Genomic DNA, 17,122 nt, shown 5'->3' with positions numbered 1-17,122 from the left:
AATTAGCCAACACAAAAAAAACACTCATGACAGAAAAATTACTCCAATACCTTTGGAATTATAAGGTTTTCACGCATTTTGACTTCAAAGACATTGAAGGAAATCCCGTTGAAATTTTAGATTTTGGAAAATGCAATACTGATTCCGGTCCGGATTTTTTTAACGGCAAAAATAAAAGTTAATAAGATCATTTTAGCCGGTCATATAGAGCTGCATGTAAAAGCTTCCGACTGGATTTTTCATAATCATTCTCACGACCCCAATTATCAGAACATTATTCTGCACGTCGTTTACCACAACGATATGGAAATAGATGAACTAAAGAATAAAAATGTTCCTACTCTTGAGCTTAAAAGCCACATCAACCAGAATATTCTCTGGAAATACGAAAAACTGTCGAGCGGAAACCAGTTCATTGCCTGCGAGAATATCTTTAATCCGGTTAAAATTCCGTTACATTTTCATGAAGAAAATATTCTTAAAAAACTTAATGAAAAATCTGCCGAACTGGAGAAAAGTCTCGAAAAATTTAAAAATAATTTTGAAGCGGTATTATTCCACAGTTTAGCCTATTCTTTTGGGCTGAAAGTAAATGCTGATATTTTCAGACAAATTGTAGAAAGCATTGACTTTAGTATTATTCTCAAAATCCGCCAGAACAAAACACAGCTGGAAGCATTATTATTCGGAGCTTCAGGATGGCTGGAAGATCCAAAGGATGAATTTATGAAAATCTGGAAACGGGAATTTGATTTTTTAAAGACAAAATTCAACATTCCAGATCTGAAACTTTATCCGAAATTTCTAAGGCTGCGGCCGCCTAACTTCCCGACCATTCGCCTTGCCCAGCTTGCAGATCTCTACCATCAGCAACAGAATTTATTTTCCAGGATTATCCATGTTAAATCAACTGAAGAATTATTCGATTTATTTAAAAATATAAAAGCTTCCGATTATTGGAACAACCATTTCAACTTCGGGAAAATTTCAAGTGTAGATCAGCCGAAAGCTGTAAGCAGAGATTTTATTGAGCTTGTAATATTGAATACCGTTTTGCCATTGAAATATACTTATCACAAATACCACAGCGAAGAAATTACTGAAGATCTTATTGCTTTGTATAATAATTTGCCTGCAGAAAAAAATTCGATAGTCGAAAGCTGGAAAACCCTGAAAGCACCGGTAAATACATCTCTTGAAAGCCAGAGCTTCATTTATCATTTCAATCATTTTTGCTTACAAAAAAATTGCTTACATTGCGGTATTGGATTTAAACTTTTAAAAGAATCTTAAAATGCTAGATAACATCCGTCACAAAATGGAAAGAGAATGGTTCGGTGTTCTTACCAGAACCGGCGCAAAATTGGGTATTCCGGTATCCAAGCTCAGAGTTTTCTTTATCTACTCTACTTTTGCTACGGCAGGTTTTTTTCTTTTTAATTTATCTCGGAATGGCATTCACACTGTGGGTGAAAGATATTTTCATCACCAGAAGACCTAACGTTTTTGATCTTTAAACTATGGAATTTCTACAGATTACATCTTCTGAAGACTACAGAGTTCAGGAAATTTACGATGCTTACTGCTCTACCTTTCCTAAAGATGAAAGAAGAGATTGGAATAAACTTTCCACATTATTTTCACATCCAAAAGTGAAAATACTTTCCGTTCTGCATGAATCTGAGAATATCGGTTACCTCATTCTGTGGGAGCTCAGCAGCTATACTTTTGTAGAGCATTTTGAAGTTTTTGAAAAATTCCGAAGCCAAAAGCTGGGATCACATATTACTAAATATCTTTTTGAAAATTACCCGAGAATTATCTTAGAAATAGAACCTGAACATACCGGAGAAGATGCCGCAAGACGCTACTCTTTTTATCAGAGAAACGGTTTTCACCTGATCGATGAAATGTATGTACAGCCAAGTTACGGAAAAGGTAAAAAACCAATGGATCTGTGGCTGCTTTCTAATTATACTCCGGAAAATTTAAAAGAAATTAAGGACGAGATTTATGATATCGTATATCATTAAATTGCTGTTGGACAAATCATTTTTCATTTGAGCTTTCTTTTAATCTTTTAACGAAAACAACAAAAGATTCTTCCATTCTTGACAAAGCACCCGTTAAGTTTTTAGCCCTTACAAAAGTTTTTGTCTGAGGTTTATTCAGGAACGAAAACTCGATGAATTCTGAAATTCTTTCCTTCGGAATTCCTTCTTTCACAAAGTAATCATCCTCTACTCTGTCCCGGATCCACGAAATATCTTCCTGGAGATCGTCGTATCTGTACTGACGTTTCATTCTTCTTGCATCCCCGCTGACAAGATCATACAATCCCTGAACATTAAGGTTTCCTAAAAGGATGGGAAACAGAACTTGTTTTACGGTAGCCGGCTCCTCACGCATTTTTCCTTTCGGTTCCGGAAGTCCTACTGCATCCTCAACAATTTTACCCTTATCTATTTTTGCTACCGCACGGGAATCTTTGGCAATATCACCTGTAATTTTGGCAACTTCTACCTCCTCGATAGGCTGCGCTACCCTTATTAGTTTAATATTCAAATTATTATTTACAAGATATTTTGCCTTTATAGAAGATCTTTCGAAACCCTGACGTACAAAACGCAGCTCATCTTCCGGTGAAGCTTCTATGGAAAAAGTTCCGTCAGAAGAAGTGTAAGCTTTCTTTTCCGAGGATACATTCATAACCGTAACGGCCGGGAGTAAAACTCCGTCTTCATCGGTAACAATTCCCTTCACAGTTTCTTGTGAAAATATATTTAAAAACGGAAATAAAAGAAAAATTAAAAGTTTTACTCTCATCACTTTTAAATTACACTTACAAATTTAAGGAGTTTTATAGGCAGCAATTCTATTCAGGACAGCATTTTTGAATCTGTTCATATCCGCTTCGGTAACATATCCGTATTTCAGAATATTTTTTCTTTCAAAGCCTGTCCTCAGGATATAAAGAATAAAGTGCTGTATTTGAGATTTATCGATTTTAAGTTCTTGAAAAAATTCATTTCCAAGAGCATTCTGAAGATAATTCAGCAGGTCAACATCATCCCATTTGTTTTTAATTTTTCCGAGCGAGAATATGCCTTTCGTGACTGGCTGCACAAACTCACCAGGCCTTGGCGCCAGAACAGAAGGATCAGATTTTCTGGACATGTAAATAGCCAAATCACTCTTCAGCTTCTGCACTTTTCTCGGTGGATTCAGGTTCTTGGAATCTATTTTAATATCTCCTGTAATTTCTTTTTTTATTTCAACCTCAGCGATCAGTTCAGCAGATCTGATGAGGCTTACATTGATGGATTCACTGATATTTTCTTTGGTAATTTTCCTGTATGCCCGCTCGTAACCGTTTTTTATGAAACGAAGCTCGTCTCCGCTTCTTCCCGAAATCATAAAATGGCCGTCGCGGTTGGTAAGAACCCGTTCGTCAGTTCTGATATTGACGATCGTAACGCCAGGAATTTCGGCATTGTCCTCAGAAGCTACTTTTCCGAAAATGTAATCCTGAGCCTGAGCATTAATAAAAAAAATAGTAAATAAGAGAAAGAATAGTTTAATTTTCACGGACAGTTTTTTGTTAGAGCAAAACTAAAATTATTTTTAAATAGTACGGCAAGTTTAACCACACTTAACTCGTTTTAGGATTTCTTTTAGATTTTTCTTTCTAAAACTGTTAAATCCTGATCCATAATTGTTAAAATTTCATTTAAAAATTAATTAACTTGCAAATTGAATTCCTCTCAAAATGCAAAATTCTTACACAGTTATCAATGCTTCAGCCGGCTCAGGGAAAACATATGCCCTGGTGCAGCGGCTTTTGATGATCTGTCTACGCTATCCCAATCAACAACAGTCGATCAGGAATATTCTGGCATTGACTTTTACCAACAAAGCCGCCAATGAAATGAAGGAAAGAATCCTGACGTGGCTGGGTAATTTTTCTTCGGAAGACTTTACTGAAAACGGAGACCTTAAGAATATTCAGAAAGCATTTGAGCAGGAAGGTTTAAAAATTACCATCGATGAGCTCCATATACGCGCTAAAAAGCTGCTGGATTATGTTCTCCATAATTATTCTACCCTGAATATCGGAACGATTGACCGTTTCAATTCACGGTTGGTAAGAAGTTTCTCATATGAATTAGGATTAGCTAAAAATTTCAACCTGGAAATTGAAGCCGAACCCTTCCTGATAGAAGCTGTTGACAAAATGCTTGACCAGATCGGGGAAAACGAAGTGATTTCCGAGTCTTTCATGGATTATGTAGATTACAGCCTTGAAAACAATGAGAGAATCAATTTAAATAAAAACCTGTACGATTCTGCGAAGGAATTTGTGAAAGATATTCACTACGAACATCTGAAAAATAACAAAGATTTCGACAGTACGAATTATGAAAATATAAAAAATACACTTCGCAAAGAGATCGTATTACATAAAAAACAGGCTGTTGAGCTCGCCGAAAAATCAATTGAATTATTCAGATCAAGAAATATTGAGATTGAAGATTTTGCGCAGGGCAAAAACGGAATCGGCGGATTTTTCACGAAGGTTTTAGACTTTTACCAGCAAAAACGCCCGGGTTTTCCTTTTCCGACCACAGCGGAAGAATCGGTAGTTAACAATTACCGAAAAGGATCTTCTGCAAAATCAAAACATAAGGAAAACGACATTCTGGAAATTCTTGATCAGTTGCTGGACAATAGAATGCAGCTGATTCTTCTTTACATCGAAACGCAGAAAAAAGAGAAAATTCTTTCTGCGCTTTTGCCCCTGAAAGTCAATAAAGACATACAGGATGAGCTGAAAAAGATAGAGGAAGAAAATGATCTTGTTCTCCTGTCAAAATTCAATATTCTTATCAATGAAAATTTAAAAAACGAGCCTTCTGCTTTCATTTATGAGAAGGTAGGATCTCAGTTTCAGCATTATTTCTTTGATGAATTTCAGGATACTTCCGAACTGCAGTGGCAGAATTTCCTTCCGCTGAGAGATCATTCGATTTCAACTGAAAACACTTCATTCACTTTGGTGGGTGATCCAAAACAAAGTATTTATCGTTTCCGCGGTGGGGAAAGTAAGCTGATGCTTGACATTATCAACAAAAAAGAAGTTACTCCGAAGGAAGCCGAACTTTTGGTTTTAAAAGACAACTGGCGCAGTGCTAGAAATATTGTCCGCTTTAATAATGACCTGTACAGATTTCACTCTGAAATTCTGGAAGAAGAGCATAAAAATATTTTCGGAACCGACGCCGAGCAAAACCCTAAATCTTCGATGGAAGGACGGGTGAAAGTCAATTTAATTGAAAACCTTACCAACGATGATTTTTACAATGACACTTCCAAAAGAATGCGGAAAGATATTCAGGAAAGTCTGGATAATGGTTTTAAATTTTCTGACATTACCATTCTTTGCCGGGGGAATTTCGATATTTTCAGCTATTCCCAGAAACTGGGAAATCTAAAAGTAATTTACAAAGGTGAAGAAACCAATATTAAAACGATCTCTGACAAAGGACTTACCCTGGAACTTTCAAACACACTAAAGGCTGTCATTGAATTCCTGAAATGGGAAGTTAATCCTAAAAAGCAAAACCAATCTGATTATGATGATGTATTATCTGAATCAGCTGGGAAGAATCCGCATGGCAGATTTCACATTGGAGATGAAAGAAATCCTTGATATCAATTCTCATGAGGAAATTTTGCTATTCATACAAAGTAAATATTCTTTAAGCCTTAAACAAGATCATTTTCCGAGGTTCAACTTATATAATTTTGTAGAATACTATATCAATGAATTTTCGGTTGAAAATAAAGAAACAGACTTTTTGCTGAATTTTCTTGAAATGCTTTTCAACTTTACCCAAAATGCAGGTGCAAGTACAAAAGAATTTTTAAAGTATTGGGATGAAGAGGCTTCTTCATACACCATTCAGGCTTCCGAAAATATTGATGCGGTACAGATCATGACGATTCATAAAGCAAAAGGTCTTGAGTTCCCTATTGTTTTTATTCCGATGATGAATAAAAACCGTGATGCCGAATTTAGCAACTGGTTTGAAACTTCGAATGACACTCCTCTGAAATCCGTTAACATCAATCAATTCAATAAAAATCTGGAGGTTTACGATGAGGAGATTGAAAAATTTAATAAACAAAATTCCTACAAAAATTTTGTTGACCGGCTATGCCTGCAATATGTTGCCACTACCCGGCCTGTTGAGCAGTTGTTTTTCTATATTCAAAAGGCCAATAAAACCTCCAACAATCTTGAGCTTTTAGAATTTCTCCAATCGAAAAACACTGAGAATCTTGATGAGTTTGATCTGTATGAGGTAAATCCTGAACTATTAAAAAAATATTCAAAAGAGAAAACCTCATCTTTTAAAACCAAAGACATCCGTGTCCTGAAAAATATCAGCGAAAATACTACTTCAATAAAGATTGCCACCCCATCTAAAAATTATCAGGTAAGAAATGAAAAGGTGAGACTCGGTGTTTTTGTACACGAACTTTTGTCACAGATCAATACTGCAAAAGATATTTCTAAGGTTGTAGAGTGCTATATTCTTGAAGGGCAGATCACCATTGAAGAAAGCCAGACAATACAACTTGAGCTCGAAAAAATCCTGGAAACCCACGCCGAATTTTTTGATGAGGGATGGGAAGTGATTAATGAAAAAGATATCATGATCACTGAAAATGGAGAAAGCAGAGTGTACAGGCCGGACCGTATTTTAAAAAGTGCTGAAGGCTACATGATTGTCGATTTTAAAACAGGAGAAGAGTCTGTTAAAAATGAACGCCAGATCGAGAATTATAAGAACATTCTGGAATCTCTTGGAAAAAAGGTCCTGAAGACACAGCTTATTTACCTGTAAATGGAAAAAGCTTCGGCGGCACCTTTGGTGCCGCCGAAGCTTTATTATTGTATGATGGCCAGATTAAGCCGTTGTATTCGGATTAAAAACCCTCTGTGCAAGCTCCTGATCAAAAAGATACAGAGCTGACGGGTTGTCACTTACCATTTTAATTTTTGTAACCAGTTGGGAAGCATTTGCCTCTTCCTCTACCTGCTCGTTGATGAACCATTGAAGAAAAGAAGTAGTCGCAAAATCTCCTTCATCATTAGCATTTTTCACGATATTGAAAATACTTTTTGTCACTTTCCTTTCGTGTTCCAATGCTCTTTCAAAAATATCGATAGCCCCCAGAAATTCGTGGGGTGGCTTTGGTATTTCACCAATGATAATCTCTCCCCCTACGTCATTAAGATAATCAAACATTTTGTCGGCGTGCATTAATTCTTCTTTGCTCTGCACTCTGAAATAGTTGGCAATACCGTCCAGGTCTTTTCCGGAAAACCATGCAGACATTGACAGGTAATATTGAGCAGCATATTGTTCGTGAGCTATTTGTTCGTTAAGTAATTTCGCAATTTTCTCGCTAATCATAAGAAATAAATTTACAGTCAAAATTAGGGAATAAAACCCCGAAATCAAAAGTTTTAATAAAAATTAGTAAAAAAGGACGGAAAAAATCCGTCCTCTAACACATTAAAAAATCAAAATTACAAACTACTTTGTTGCATCCGGAGCCACCGTATTCATTGGCCTGTGCATTTTAGCTCCTCTTTCTTTCATTGCTACTTTTCTCTTCTCCATTTCAGCTTTTCTGTCAGCCTGCCATTTATCATATTGCTGAGGCGTTAAGATCTGTTTCATTTCAGCATCCATCTGCGCTCTTTTAGCTTTCATCTGCTCCATTCTAGCCTGTCTTTCACCTTTGTTTTTTTCAAACTCGGTCTTCATATCCTCTTTTCTTTTATCCTGTAGCGCCTTGATTTTATCAACCTGAGCCTGGTTTAAATTTAAATCCTTCTGCATTTTTGCCAGATGCTCCTGCTCTCTTTGCTGAAACTTCTGCTGCATTTCTGCTCTCTTCGCCTGTTTTTCCTGTGGAGTAGTTTGTTGAGCCATTGCTAAACCTCCGAATCCGATAAATGCTATCGCTAATACTAATTTTTTCATATTCTAAAATCTTTAACTATTTCTTTTATATCTTTTTGATTATTAGTTAAAACAAAAGTTAAACGATAAAATTCATAAATTTTGTTAAAATTAAATATCAATACAATAATTAAAAAAAAGAGCAGATTATAAAAACCCGCTCTTCACACCACTTAAATATAATATATGAAAATTAATTCTTTGCAAATCCGTTTCTGAAACCACCATTACTTTTTCTTTCGCCCCCATTATTCTCCTGTCTTGGTGCCGGACTTTCATTTCTTCTGAAACCTCCGTTGTTTTCTCTTTTCGGAGCTTCTTCTCTTTTTACCTCTCCGCCTCTGAATCCGCCGCGGTTTCCATTATTTTCAGCTCTTTCATTTCGGAATCCTCCATTGTTTCTAACTCCTGCGTTATCATTCCCTCTGAAACCTCCATTATTTTTTGGCGCACTGTTATCATTTCTGAAACCTGAATTGTCATTATTTCTTTTATCCGCCTGGCCACGGAAGCCTCCGTTGTTTCCATCTCTTACCGGACCTCTGAAACCGTTGTTCGGTCTGTCGGACCTAACGATATTGAAGGTCGGGTTATCCATTCTTCTGAATTTCACTCTATCGACCCTGTAGATATTGATGTTTACATTTCTGTATCTCGGCATAGGTCTACAGATAGCAGCATAATGTGTTCTTCTGTAGTTTTGGAAATAAACTACCGGACTATATCCTCTGTAATAATTGTTCTGGAAGACAACAAATACTCTAGGTCCCATGATTCTCTGTAAAGCGTAGAATCTGTCGTAGTACCATCTGTCCGGATTGTATCTGTAGAATCTATTCCATGATGAAAAACTTACATACAGATTGTTTAATCTGATAATCTGATCAACCTGCCATGGGCTCAATCTGTTTTGGGTAAAGAAAACATTCCAGTTGATATTCACGATACTATTTCGGTAATCGTTGTAATTGCTCTGGTAATAATTCTGTGGGTAATAGTCCTGTGGATAGTTGTAATAATAATCATCAGGGAAATAGTTCTGATCATCTTCGTCGCTGTAATATCCTCCATCATTCTGATAATATCCGTCATCCTCCCAACCGTTGTTTGGATACTGCTGAGCAAAGGAAAAAATCCCAAGGCTCAAAGTAAAACCGATCAATATTTTTTTCATTTTTATAGTCGTTAATTGGTTAATATATAGTCGAATTTCTTATTCTATCTTTTTGATATAAATCGAAAAAAGAAGTTAAATCTCACGATAAAACTTCTTTTTAATTTAATATTAATCAATTGATAATCAAATGTTAAATTTACAATCTTCCGCTATCTTTCACCCAATCGGATATTTTTTCATTAAAGTCTTTTCTGTGTTTGAGATCTTCAAGCTTAAGATGCATACGATACCTCCAGTAATGCGGAAAAACAGCAGGATTATTGATTCTTTCATTATCCATTTCTGCATTCGCAAGCTCTTTATCAGTAGCCAAAAACTCCTGTATCGGGAAAATAGCCAGCATAGCATCATTATACAAATGCTGCTTCATAATGATCTCAGCCAGATGCGGATCAAGATCTGCAGGCGCCTGGCCAAACTGGATCAGCTGAAGATTAAAATATTCCTGAGTAAGAGCAGGATTTTCTTTCCACCACTGTCTCAGCGTTGAGCTGTCATGAGAAGAAGCTGTCACAACATTCAGATAGCCGGCATTTTTAGGATTATAAAAAGGAATATTATCCGACGGCATTCTCTGAACTTTCAAAGCAACGATCGCCAGCTCATCCATCACAGCAGGAACGCAAGCAGGAACAAGTCCCAGATCTTCACCACAAATCAACATTTTTGTTGCATTGAGTATGACAGGAAGTTTTTCCATAGCCTTTTCGTACCACAAGCCATCCTGTCTTTTAAAGAAATAATCCTGATATAAATCGTAGATCGCTTTCTTTTCCCAATCTGAAAGATATTGATAAGAATCTGTATGAAACACATTAAACCTTGGATGATAAACCACCTGGCCGTTTCTTTCTTCAATTAAAAATAAAACATTAGCACAAAGTGAAATCAGCTGTTTTTCTATAGGACCCCTCGGATTGTTTTTGAAGAAATCAGATAACTTTCTTTGTGTATTAAATTCTTCTTTAAATGAATAGGTTCCGTCGTGATTGTTGTTGATGAATTCAAGAGCCTTGTCGGTGTCTTCTCCAAAATACTTCCATAAAATCTGATCATTGATAAACGGCTTACAATACCTGTCAAAATTAAACGGAATATGCCACGCATTAAATTCCTCCAGCGTCACAGGCACGGCAGGATAAAAATATCCAAGAATTCCCTGTGTGGCGGAAACCGGCATTCTCCAGATCCTGAAAAAAGCCCAGAATATGATCAATTCTCATTGCATCAAAATACTGTTCCAATGCTTTAAACCTGTTTTTCCACCACTTATAATCGTCGGCTTTCATGGCTTCCCAATTGTAGGTCGGGAATTCCCAGTTTTGACCAAGTTCTGTAAACTGATCAGGTGGCGCTCCCGCCTGGAAATCCATTCCGAATAACTCAGGTTCCGTCCATGCCTCTACGGAATATCTGTAAATTCCGATTGGCAGATCTCCTTTTATCGAGATACCTAAACCATGCATATAATCAACCGCCTCTTTCAGCTGTTTGTGAAGCTGATACTGCACCCATGCATGGAGCAGAGAAGCATCATAATCTTTACTTTTTGGAGTAAAGAACGGAGCTATTTTTCCCGGAATATATTTCTTGTGCGTTTTCCATTCATTAAAATTCGGAGTTTTATATTTATCTCTTAAAACACAGAATGCGGAGTAAGGAATCAGCCAGGATTCATTGTCTTTAATAAACTTTTTGAAGTTCCTGTCTTTGTAGATTTTATCTTTATCTTCATTAAAAACCGCTTTCAGATATTTCCATTTACCGGAGATCATTTTTTCATAATCGATCAGCTCAAGAGAATTCAATTCAGACTTTTCAATTTCGTATTCTGAAGTAAGATTTTCAGGTAAAGGAAAATCAAGATTTTCAAGAGAAATATATTGCGGATGCAGTGCATACACCGAAACAGCTGCGTAAGGATAAGAATCCGTCCATGTATAATTTGCCGTTGTATCATTAATCGGCAGAATCTGAATGATCCCAAGATCAGTTTCATTCGTCCAGTCTGCAAGTTTTTTCAGATCAGAAAATTCACCCACTCCAAAGCCGTCATCAGTTCTCAAGGAAAATATAGGAACGGCAACACCAGCATCATGATAAAGCTGATACAGCTTAAATTTAAAATAATGATCCGAAACGATCTGCAGAGTATCTTTTGAATTATTAGGTAAGGCAAAACGATTCTCTCCGGTTTCCACATCAACAATCTTTCCGGTTTCCTTATCATAAAGACAATATTTATACTGAATAAATTCGTTTTCAGGAATTTCTACAGATGCTTCCCAGACTCCGAAATCTGTCTGTGATAAGTGAATTGCTTTTTCGTAATCCCAATTACCGAGAGAAGCCGTACTCCCGAATAATGCGATTTCCCAATTCGGATTGTAGACCGGCGCTTCGATTCTGAATAGGTGAGAATGTTTTTTTAAAACTGATATTTTTTCAGGCTTAAATGCGTTCAGTTTATTATAAAGAATTTTATTATTCAGATAATTTTCAGGAAAATTTTTATTATTCCAATGATCATAAATGATAAATTCTTTATAATTATGAGGAAAATTCAGACGATGCGGAACAAATTCTTCACGCAGGATATCTCCTTTATCACCTATAAGCTGATATTGGTAAGAAATAGTTTTTGAAAAGTAATCAACCTCACATTTCCAAAGATCATTTTCTGTATAAAACATAGGATGAATCTGTGATACAGCATCTTCTTCGCTAATAACCAACTGAAGTCTTTCTCCAACTTTTGTACTGTACCCTACATTAAAATATAGCTTCATTTACATTTTTTTATAAAAATACATTATAATATCGAAAAATAAAACTTATTGAATATCAAATATTCATTAAAAAAAGCCTTCTCAAAATTATTTGAAAAGGCTTCTGTTTTATTAAAATAAAAGACTATTCTGTCACGATAATTTTTTTATTAAGCAATACTTTTCCGGATTCGTCGGTAATGTTTACCAAATAGGCTCCGCTTATGAGATTTTTTAGGTAAACCTGTTGATTCAAAGCGCCCCCTTTCACAGATAAATTCTGACTTATTACATTTTTCCCTGATATATCGAAAATATTCAGTTTAATATTTCCTTTAATGCTTTTATCATTCACATTTACGTTGATTAGTTTTTCATCTACTCTTGTCGGATAAATATCAAGATTTGTAAAAATATTGTTTGAGGCCGCCCTTTCATTAGCGAAATATTTACTTGCTAAATCATAAATATGTAAGTTCTCTTCGCCGGGAAGCTGTTTTGCCTGTAAAGTATTCAGATCGACTTCATATAAAGGCGCGCCTTTTGCGCTTGCGATCACCACTTTTCCTTTTGAATTCACCGCGGAACCATTGACCGAATAATTATCCGGAATTCCGGAAATTTTGCCTACAAACTTTGCTTTTAATTCCGTCGTTGAAACTTTAAATACATTTCCTGCAGCCGAGAATACATAAAAATGGCCATCAGCATCAGCAATCATATCGCCACCAAAACCTGTTTCAATCTTTGTGAAGGAATTTTTACCGTTAGAAGCATCATCCATAATGATCCCGAGATCAGTGACTGCATATTGATTTCCTTTTCTGCTGATCTGTAAAAACTGCGTTCCGGCATTATTGATTGCATAAATATTACCGTTATAGCCCGTTGCCATTCTTGTAAAATGAGAATTAATATCACATGAGGTAACTCTTGCTACGCTGTTTTCTACCAAAGTAATTTCTTTGGATTTTGCATTCAATACATAAATATTCGAGGAGAACATCGGCATATACACCAAATTATTATTGGAAGAGTCATAAGCCAACGTTGCCATATTGATTGCCTGAGCGTTATTGTATGTATTTTTATCCTCAGTTACAGAACCATTTCTGTTCTGCGAGAAGACTTTAGCGGAAGAATCTGATGTAAATATTCTTTCTCCGGAAATACCATTCGCAGCGTCAATCGCTCGGAAATCATTGAAAATAATGCTTGGAGTATCTTTACCGACAAGCGCAAAAAAATCCTGCTGAGCAGATGCATTAATACCGATTAAAACCAGAAATAAAGGGAGTAAATGTTTTTTCATAGATATAAATTTTAATTTTTAATCATTTTATTATGACTAAGTTACGTAATTTTTGAATTGAATTTTAAAAAATTTTTGAGGTTAAGAAAGAATTTTGAAAAGGAATCTCTGTCATTCTGACGAAGGAAGAATCTCATGCAAATTATATAAGAGATTCTTCATTTCGCTTTGCTTCATTCAGAATGATCTGTGTTAAAAAGCAAATTATTTAACAAAAATCTTCTCTATATTTTTCTTTATTCTTTCCGATAGCAAATGCTTGTTTTAAGAGTTTATTGGCAAGAGCTATCTTTGCCACTCTTTCTGCTTTTCCGTTTTTGATAAGTCTTTCATACATTTCTTTACATTTTTTATTCCAGCGTTTGGCTGACCAGCTGCATAGATACAATAGCTTTCTGATCTGAGATTTACCCATCTTACAAATACTTGAGCGTCCTCTCACACGGCTTCCGCTTTCATAAATCCGAGGACTGAATCCTACAAAAGCAATGAGTTGCTTATGATGTTCGAACTTTTTAAAATTATCTGTAATCACAATGAGCATAATAGCTGTTTTTATTCCGATTCCGGGAATACTGGTAAGACATTCAATGGTTTGTTCAAATTCTTCCAAGGCCAGCCTTTCTATCTCCGATTCCAATATTTCTTTTCCTAGTCGAAGTTGTTCTATGGAATTGTTCATTTCTATTTCTAACTTTTCATCCAGAAAACCACTGCTTCTGAAAGCTTCCAACTGATTATAAGTCTGACTGGTTTGTTTCTGAATCATTTGGATTCTTGTATGCATTTGACGAATTCTGATGCACGTTTTACTCTCAGGATTCCACAAACTCAACTCATCCAAATTCTTTTTCCCATATTCAGCAATAACCTTCGAATCTGCTTTATCCGTTTTGGCTCGTTTGAGTCTTGATTGAGCATAACGTTTGATGGAAAGAGGATTTTCTACCACTACATTAATCCCCTGTGAATAAAGATATTCTGCTAAAGGAAGATAATAAGTACCTGAAGCTTCCATCACTACTATATCTTCTTTTTCAATGAAAGTTATCAGTTTTTCAAAACCTAATAATTTATTGCTTAAGACCTTATGCTTCCAAAGATTCCCTTCCAAAAAGCTTACATCAAAAACTTGCTTACTAATGTCAATTCCTATAATTTTACCCATACCTATAATTTTACAGGAAAAGAGAATACTACTATTACCTATCTATCCTAAATACAGGCTTGTTGCCTAATGATCTGTTCAGGTTTGGTAGTAAAAGAGTAAAGGGATTAACATTCCGAACGGTCTGTGAGACTAATGACAATTGATAACCTTATTCTTTACTCTCTTTTCCTTTTTGTTTGTTAAATCTAATATTTTGCAAACATAGGATGACATTTGCGCATAAAAAAACTCCCACAAAAATTGCAGGAGTTTATATAAATATTTTAAATTCTAGTTCAAAACATAAGTCGTTCCGTCTCTTCCGTCTTTCAGTTCAATACCTTCTGCAAGAAGCTTATCACGGATCTGATCCGAAAGCTCGAAATTCTTCGATTTTCTTGCCTGGTTTCTTAATTCAATCAGCACTTTTAAAGTCTGATCAAGTTTTTCATTGTTGTTTTCTTCAATGGTCTGAAGTCCTAAAACATCAAAAACAAGCGCATTTAAAGTAGATTTTAATTCTTCTAAATTTTTCGTTGAAATCGTTTCTTTTCCATCATTCAAAGCAAAAATATATTTTACCGCTTCAAATAAATGCGCAATCATAACCGGTGAATTGAAATCATCTGTTAAAGCGTCGTAAGCCTTATTTTTCCATTCTTCAAGATTGAAAGCAGATTGTTTTTCATCATTAGGAACAATATTATTTAAAACTTTAATCGCTTCCATTAATCTGATAAATCCTTTTTCACTGGCCAGCATCGCATCATTGGAAATATCCAGCACACTTCTGTAATGCGCCTGCAGAAAGCAGAAACGTACAATTGACGGATGGAAAGGTTTCTCAAAAAAATCATTTTCACCAGTCACCAACTGCATTGGCAAAATATAATTCCCTGTAGACTTGCTCATCCGTTGAGAATTCATCGTCAGCATATTGGCATGCATCCAGTAATTTACCGGAGCTGCATCATTGCATGCCTTTCCCTGTGCGATTTCACATTCGTGGTGCGGAAATTTAAGATCCATTCCTCCTCCGTGAATATCAAAAGTTTCACCTAAATATTTCGTACTCATGGCAGTACATTCCAGATGCCATCCCGGGAAACCTTCTCCCCAAGGCGAATTCCATCTCATAATGTGTGCAGGGGAAGCTTTTTTCCACAATGCAAAATCCTGCGGGTTTTTCTTTTCTCCCTGCCCATCCAGATCACGGGTATTGGCGAACAGCTCTTCAATATTTCTTTTGGATAGTTCACCGTAGTTCAGGCCTCTCCTGTTGTATTCCAACACATCGAAATACACAGAACCGTTGCTTTCGTAAGCGAATCCTCTTTCAATTAATTTTTGGGTTAATTCAATTTGCTCTACGATATGTCCGGTTGCGGTCGGCTCAATATTAGGCGGCAATAAATTAAACATCTCCAGCACTTTATGGAAATCTACGGTATATTTCTGTACGATTTCCATAGGTTCCAGCTTTTCCAGTCGCGTTTGTTTTACGAACCGGTCGTTGTTTACGTCCCCATCGTCGGTAAGGTGTCCTGCATCGGTGATATTTCTTACGTATCTTACTTTGTAGCCAAGATGCATCAAGCTTCTGTAAATGAAATCGAAAGAAAGAAAGGTTCTTACATTTCCTAAATGCACATTACTGTAAACGGTTGGTCCGCAGACATACATTCCAACATTTCCTTCTAAGATAGGTTTAAATATTTCTTTTTCGCCCGCAAGCGAGTTGTATATTTTTAATTGCATGATTTTTATAAATGATGATTGATAAATGATTTTTAAAATTAATTCAAGATAAATCTTTCACAACAAATAATTGTTGTGAAAAAAATTTTATTAGAAACTTTTTTTAAATTTTATCATATAACAAACTCTGTATTAATTTAATCCAATTTTGCATGGCTTCCCACATAATGAAGGAATTCCTGCCTTGTAATAGGATTTGTCCTGAAAATTCCGCTCAATTCGGCGGTAATGGTAGAACTTGCCGTATCTTTTATTCCTCTGCAATTTACACAAAGATGTTTAGCATCAATAATACATGCAACATCTTTTGTACCTAAAGCTTCTTTTAAGGCATCCACGATCTGCATGGTAAGTCTTTCCTGAACCTGCGGCCTTTTTGCATAATAATCGACAATTCTGTTGATTTTCGAAAGACCGATCACTTCTCCATTTGAAATATAAGCAACATGTGCTCTCCCAATAATTGGCAAAAAATGATGTTCACAGAACGAATATACTGTAATATCTTTTTCCACCAACATCTGGCGGTATTTGTATTTATTTGAAAATGTAGAAATTCCGGGTTTGTTTTCAGGTAAAAGACCTCCGAAAATTTCATTGACATACATTTTGGCAACTCTTCTGGGAGAATCTTTCAAAGAATCATCCGTCATGTCTAAACCTAACGTCTCCATGATTTCACCAAAGAGCTCCGTGATTTTTTCTATTTTTTCCTCTGGCGATTTATCAAAAGCATTTTCCCTTATTGGCGTGTGTTCTTTTCCCGTGAAAATATCATCGTCGTTGTCCGTAAAATCAACCATTTTTATTTAATTTGCACAAAAATACGGATAATATCTTTTTAATTGATTTTGATTTAAATGAAAAATATTATCTTTCTTATTCACTACCAAAACGAAATATGATTACTGTAGAAGA

General features: G+C 35.8%; 16 protein-coding genes and 1 pseudogene. 6 read left to right on the top strand and 11 right to left on the bottom strand.

Features of this window, described 5'->3' with window-relative positions; translation table 11 throughout:
- The first annotated feature begins 26 nt into the window (after positions 1-26).
- The 4 genes and pseudogenes from AAHI02_RS15550 to AAHI02_RS15535 all read left to right on the top strand — a co-directional run bounded on the left by AAHI02_RS15550 (position 27) and on the right by AAHI02_RS15535 (position 2,033).
- A complete protein-coding gene (locus AAHI02_RS15550; protein WP_346984017.1) occupies positions 27-182 on the top strand; it encodes a DUF2851 family protein in 156 nt (51 codons plus the stop codon).
- Positions 124-1,293 (top strand): DUF2851 family protein, encoded by a 1,170-nt coding sequence (locus AAHI02_RS15545; protein WP_346984016.1) that lies wholly within the window; start codon positions 124-126, stop codon positions 1,291-1,293. Before AAHI02_RS15550 ends, AAHI02_RS15545 begins: the two co-directional genes overlap by 59 nt.
- Position 1,294: 1 nt before the next feature.
- Positions 1,295-1,517 (top strand): annotated as a pseudogene (locus AAHI02_RS15540) (PspC family transcriptional regulator).
- Positions 1,518-1,520: 3 nt separating this feature from the next.
- A complete protein-coding gene (locus AAHI02_RS15535; RefSeq protein WP_346984015.1) occupies positions 1,521-2,033 on the top strand; it encodes a GNAT family N-acetyltransferase in 513 nt (170 codons plus the stop codon).
- A 16-nt stretch (positions 2,034-2,049) separates the two neighbouring features.
- On the opposite strand, the gene AAHI02_RS15530 is transcribed toward AAHI02_RS15535, so the two are convergent.
- Both AAHI02_RS15530 and AAHI02_RS15525 read right to left on the bottom strand, forming a co-directional pair.
- Positions 2,050-2,763, bottom strand: a complete 714-nt coding sequence (locus AAHI02_RS15530; RefSeq protein ID WP_346984014.1) for a carboxypeptidase-like regulatory domain-containing protein — start codon at positions 2,761-2,763, stop codon at positions 2,050-2,052.
- An 87-nt stretch (positions 2,764-2,850) separates the two neighbouring features.
- Positions 2,851-3,588, bottom strand: coding sequence for a carboxypeptidase-like regulatory domain-containing protein (locus AAHI02_RS15525; RefSeq protein ID WP_346984013.1), 738 nt, complete (start codon positions 3,586-3,588; stop codon positions 2,851-2,853).
- 181 nt (positions 3,589-3,769) lie between these two features.
- On the opposite strand from AAHI02_RS15525, the gene AAHI02_RS15520 reads away from it, so the two are divergent.
- Positions 3,770-5,710 carry a UvrD-helicase domain-containing protein gene (locus tag AAHI02_RS15520; RefSeq protein ID WP_346984012.1) on the top strand — a complete coding sequence of 647 codons (1,941 nt, stop codon included), beginning with the start codon at positions 3,770-3,772 and terminating at the stop codon, positions 5,708-5,710.
- Positions 5,634-6,911 (top strand): 3'-5' exonuclease, encoded by a 1,278-nt coding sequence (locus AAHI02_RS15515; RefSeq protein ID WP_346984011.1) that lies wholly within the window; start codon positions 5,634-5,636, stop codon positions 6,909-6,911. The genes AAHI02_RS15520 and AAHI02_RS15515 overlap by 77 nt, the downstream gene beginning before the upstream one ends.
- A gap of 63 nt (positions 6,912-6,974) precedes the next feature.
- Here the strand turns inward: AAHI02_RS15515 and AAHI02_RS15510 are convergent, their stop codons facing one another.
- The 9 genes from AAHI02_RS15510 to folE form a co-directional block, all read right to left on the bottom strand.
- Positions 6,975-7,484 carry a ferritin gene (locus AAHI02_RS15510; RefSeq protein ID WP_346984010.1) on the bottom strand — a complete coding sequence of 170 codons (510 nt, stop codon included), beginning with the start codon at positions 7,482-7,484 and terminating at the stop codon, positions 6,975-6,977.
- Between the two features lie 123 nt (positions 7,485-7,607).
- Positions 7,608-8,060 (bottom strand): hypothetical protein, encoded by a 453-nt coding sequence (locus AAHI02_RS15505; protein ID WP_346984009.1) that lies wholly within the window; start codon positions 8,058-8,060, stop codon positions 7,608-7,610.
- 172 nt (positions 8,061-8,232) lie between these two features.
- Positions 8,233-9,213 (bottom strand): hypothetical protein, encoded by a 981-nt coding sequence (locus tag AAHI02_RS15500; protein ID WP_346984008.1) that lies wholly within the window; start codon positions 9,211-9,213, stop codon positions 8,233-8,235.
- 139 nt (positions 9,214-9,352) lie between these two features.
- A complete protein-coding gene (locus AAHI02_RS15495) occupies positions 9,353-10,432 on the bottom strand; it encodes a 4-alpha-glucanotransferase (protein ID WP_346984007.1) in 1,080 nt (359 codons plus the stop codon).
- Positions 10,323-12,005, bottom strand: a complete 1,683-nt coding sequence (locus AAHI02_RS15490; protein WP_346984006.1) for a 4-alpha-glucanotransferase — start codon at positions 12,003-12,005, stop codon at positions 10,323-10,325. Before AAHI02_RS15490 ends, AAHI02_RS15495 begins: the two co-directional genes overlap by 110 nt.
- Positions 12,006-12,129: 124 nt before the next feature.
- Positions 12,130-13,296, bottom strand: coding sequence for a T9SS type A sorting domain-containing protein (locus AAHI02_RS15485; RefSeq protein ID WP_346984005.1), 1,167 nt, complete (start codon positions 13,294-13,296; stop codon positions 12,130-12,132).
- Between the two features lie 208 nt (positions 13,297-13,504).
- Positions 13,505-14,464 (bottom strand): IS110 family transposase, encoded by a 960-nt coding sequence (locus AAHI02_RS15480; protein WP_346983523.1) that lies wholly within the window; start codon positions 14,462-14,464, stop codon positions 13,505-13,507.
- Between the two features lie 273 nt (positions 14,465-14,737).
- Positions 14,738-16,204 (bottom strand): cysteine--tRNA ligase, encoded by a 1,467-nt coding sequence (gene cysS / locus AAHI02_RS15475; RefSeq protein WP_346984004.1) that lies wholly within the window; start codon positions 16,202-16,204, stop codon positions 14,738-14,740.
- Positions 16,205-16,341: 137 nt separating this feature from the next.
- On the bottom strand, positions 16,342-17,007 hold the full coding sequence (gene folE, locus AAHI02_RS15470) for a GTP cyclohydrolase I FolE (RefSeq protein WP_346984003.1): 666 nt from the start codon (positions 17,005-17,007) through the stop codon (positions 16,342-16,344).
- Positions 17,008-17,122: the final 115 nt, after the last annotated feature.

The organism is Chryseobacterium sp. POE27, from assembly GCF_039727685.1.
Classification (GTDB): domain Bacteria; phylum Bacteroidota; class Bacteroidia; order Flavobacteriales; family Weeksellaceae; genus Chryseobacterium.
The sequence above is the reverse complement of the archived record's forward strand: the minus strand, read 5'-3'. Positions and strand labels throughout refer to the sequence as shown.

Bases quoted from the DNA above. Each gene is read 5' to 3' on its own strand.
- AAHI02_RS15505 (WP_346984009.1), bottom strand. From the start codon at position 8,060: ATGAAAAAATTAGTATTAGCGATAGCATTTATCGGATTCGGAGGTTTA.
- AAHI02_RS15485 (WP_346984005.1), bottom strand. From the start codon at position 13,296: ATGAAAAAACATTTACTCCCTTTATTTCTGGTTTTAATCGGTATTAAT.
- folE (WP_346984003.1), bottom strand. From the start codon at position 17,007: ATGGTTGATTTTACGGACAACGACGATGATATTTTCACGGGAAAAGAA.
- AAHI02_RS15520 (WP_346984012.1), top strand. From the start codon at position 3,770: ATGCAAAATTCTTACACAGTTATCAATGCTTCAGCCGGCTCAGGGAAA.
- AAHI02_RS15510 (WP_346984010.1), bottom strand. From the start codon at position 7,484: ATGATTAGCGAGAAAATTGCGAAATTACTTAACGAACAAATAGCTCAC.
- AAHI02_RS15515 (WP_346984011.1), top strand. From the start codon at position 5,634: ATGATGATGTATTATCTGAATCAGCTGGGAAGAATCCGCATGGCAGAT.
- AAHI02_RS15490 (WP_346984006.1), bottom strand. From the start codon at position 12,005: ATGAAGCTATATTTTAATGTAGGGTACAGTACAAAAGTTGGAGAAAGA.
- AAHI02_RS15480 (WP_346983523.1), bottom strand. From the start codon at position 14,464: ATGGGTAAAATTATAGGAATTGACATTAGTAAGCAAGTTTTTGATGTA.
- cysS (WP_346984004.1), bottom strand. From the start codon at position 16,204: ATGCAATTAAAAATATACAACTCGCTTGCGGGCGAAAAAGAAATATTT.
- AAHI02_RS15535 (WP_346984015.1), top strand. From the start codon at position 1,521: ATGGAATTTCTACAGATTACATCTTCTGAAGACTACAGAGTTCAGGAA.
- AAHI02_RS15550 (WP_346984017.1), top strand. From the start codon at position 27: ATGACAGAAAAATTACTCCAATACCTTTGGAATTATAAGGTTTTCACG.
- AAHI02_RS15500 (WP_346984008.1), bottom strand. From the start codon at position 9,213: ATGAAAAAAATATTGATCGGTTTTACTTTGAGCCTTGGGATTTTTTCC.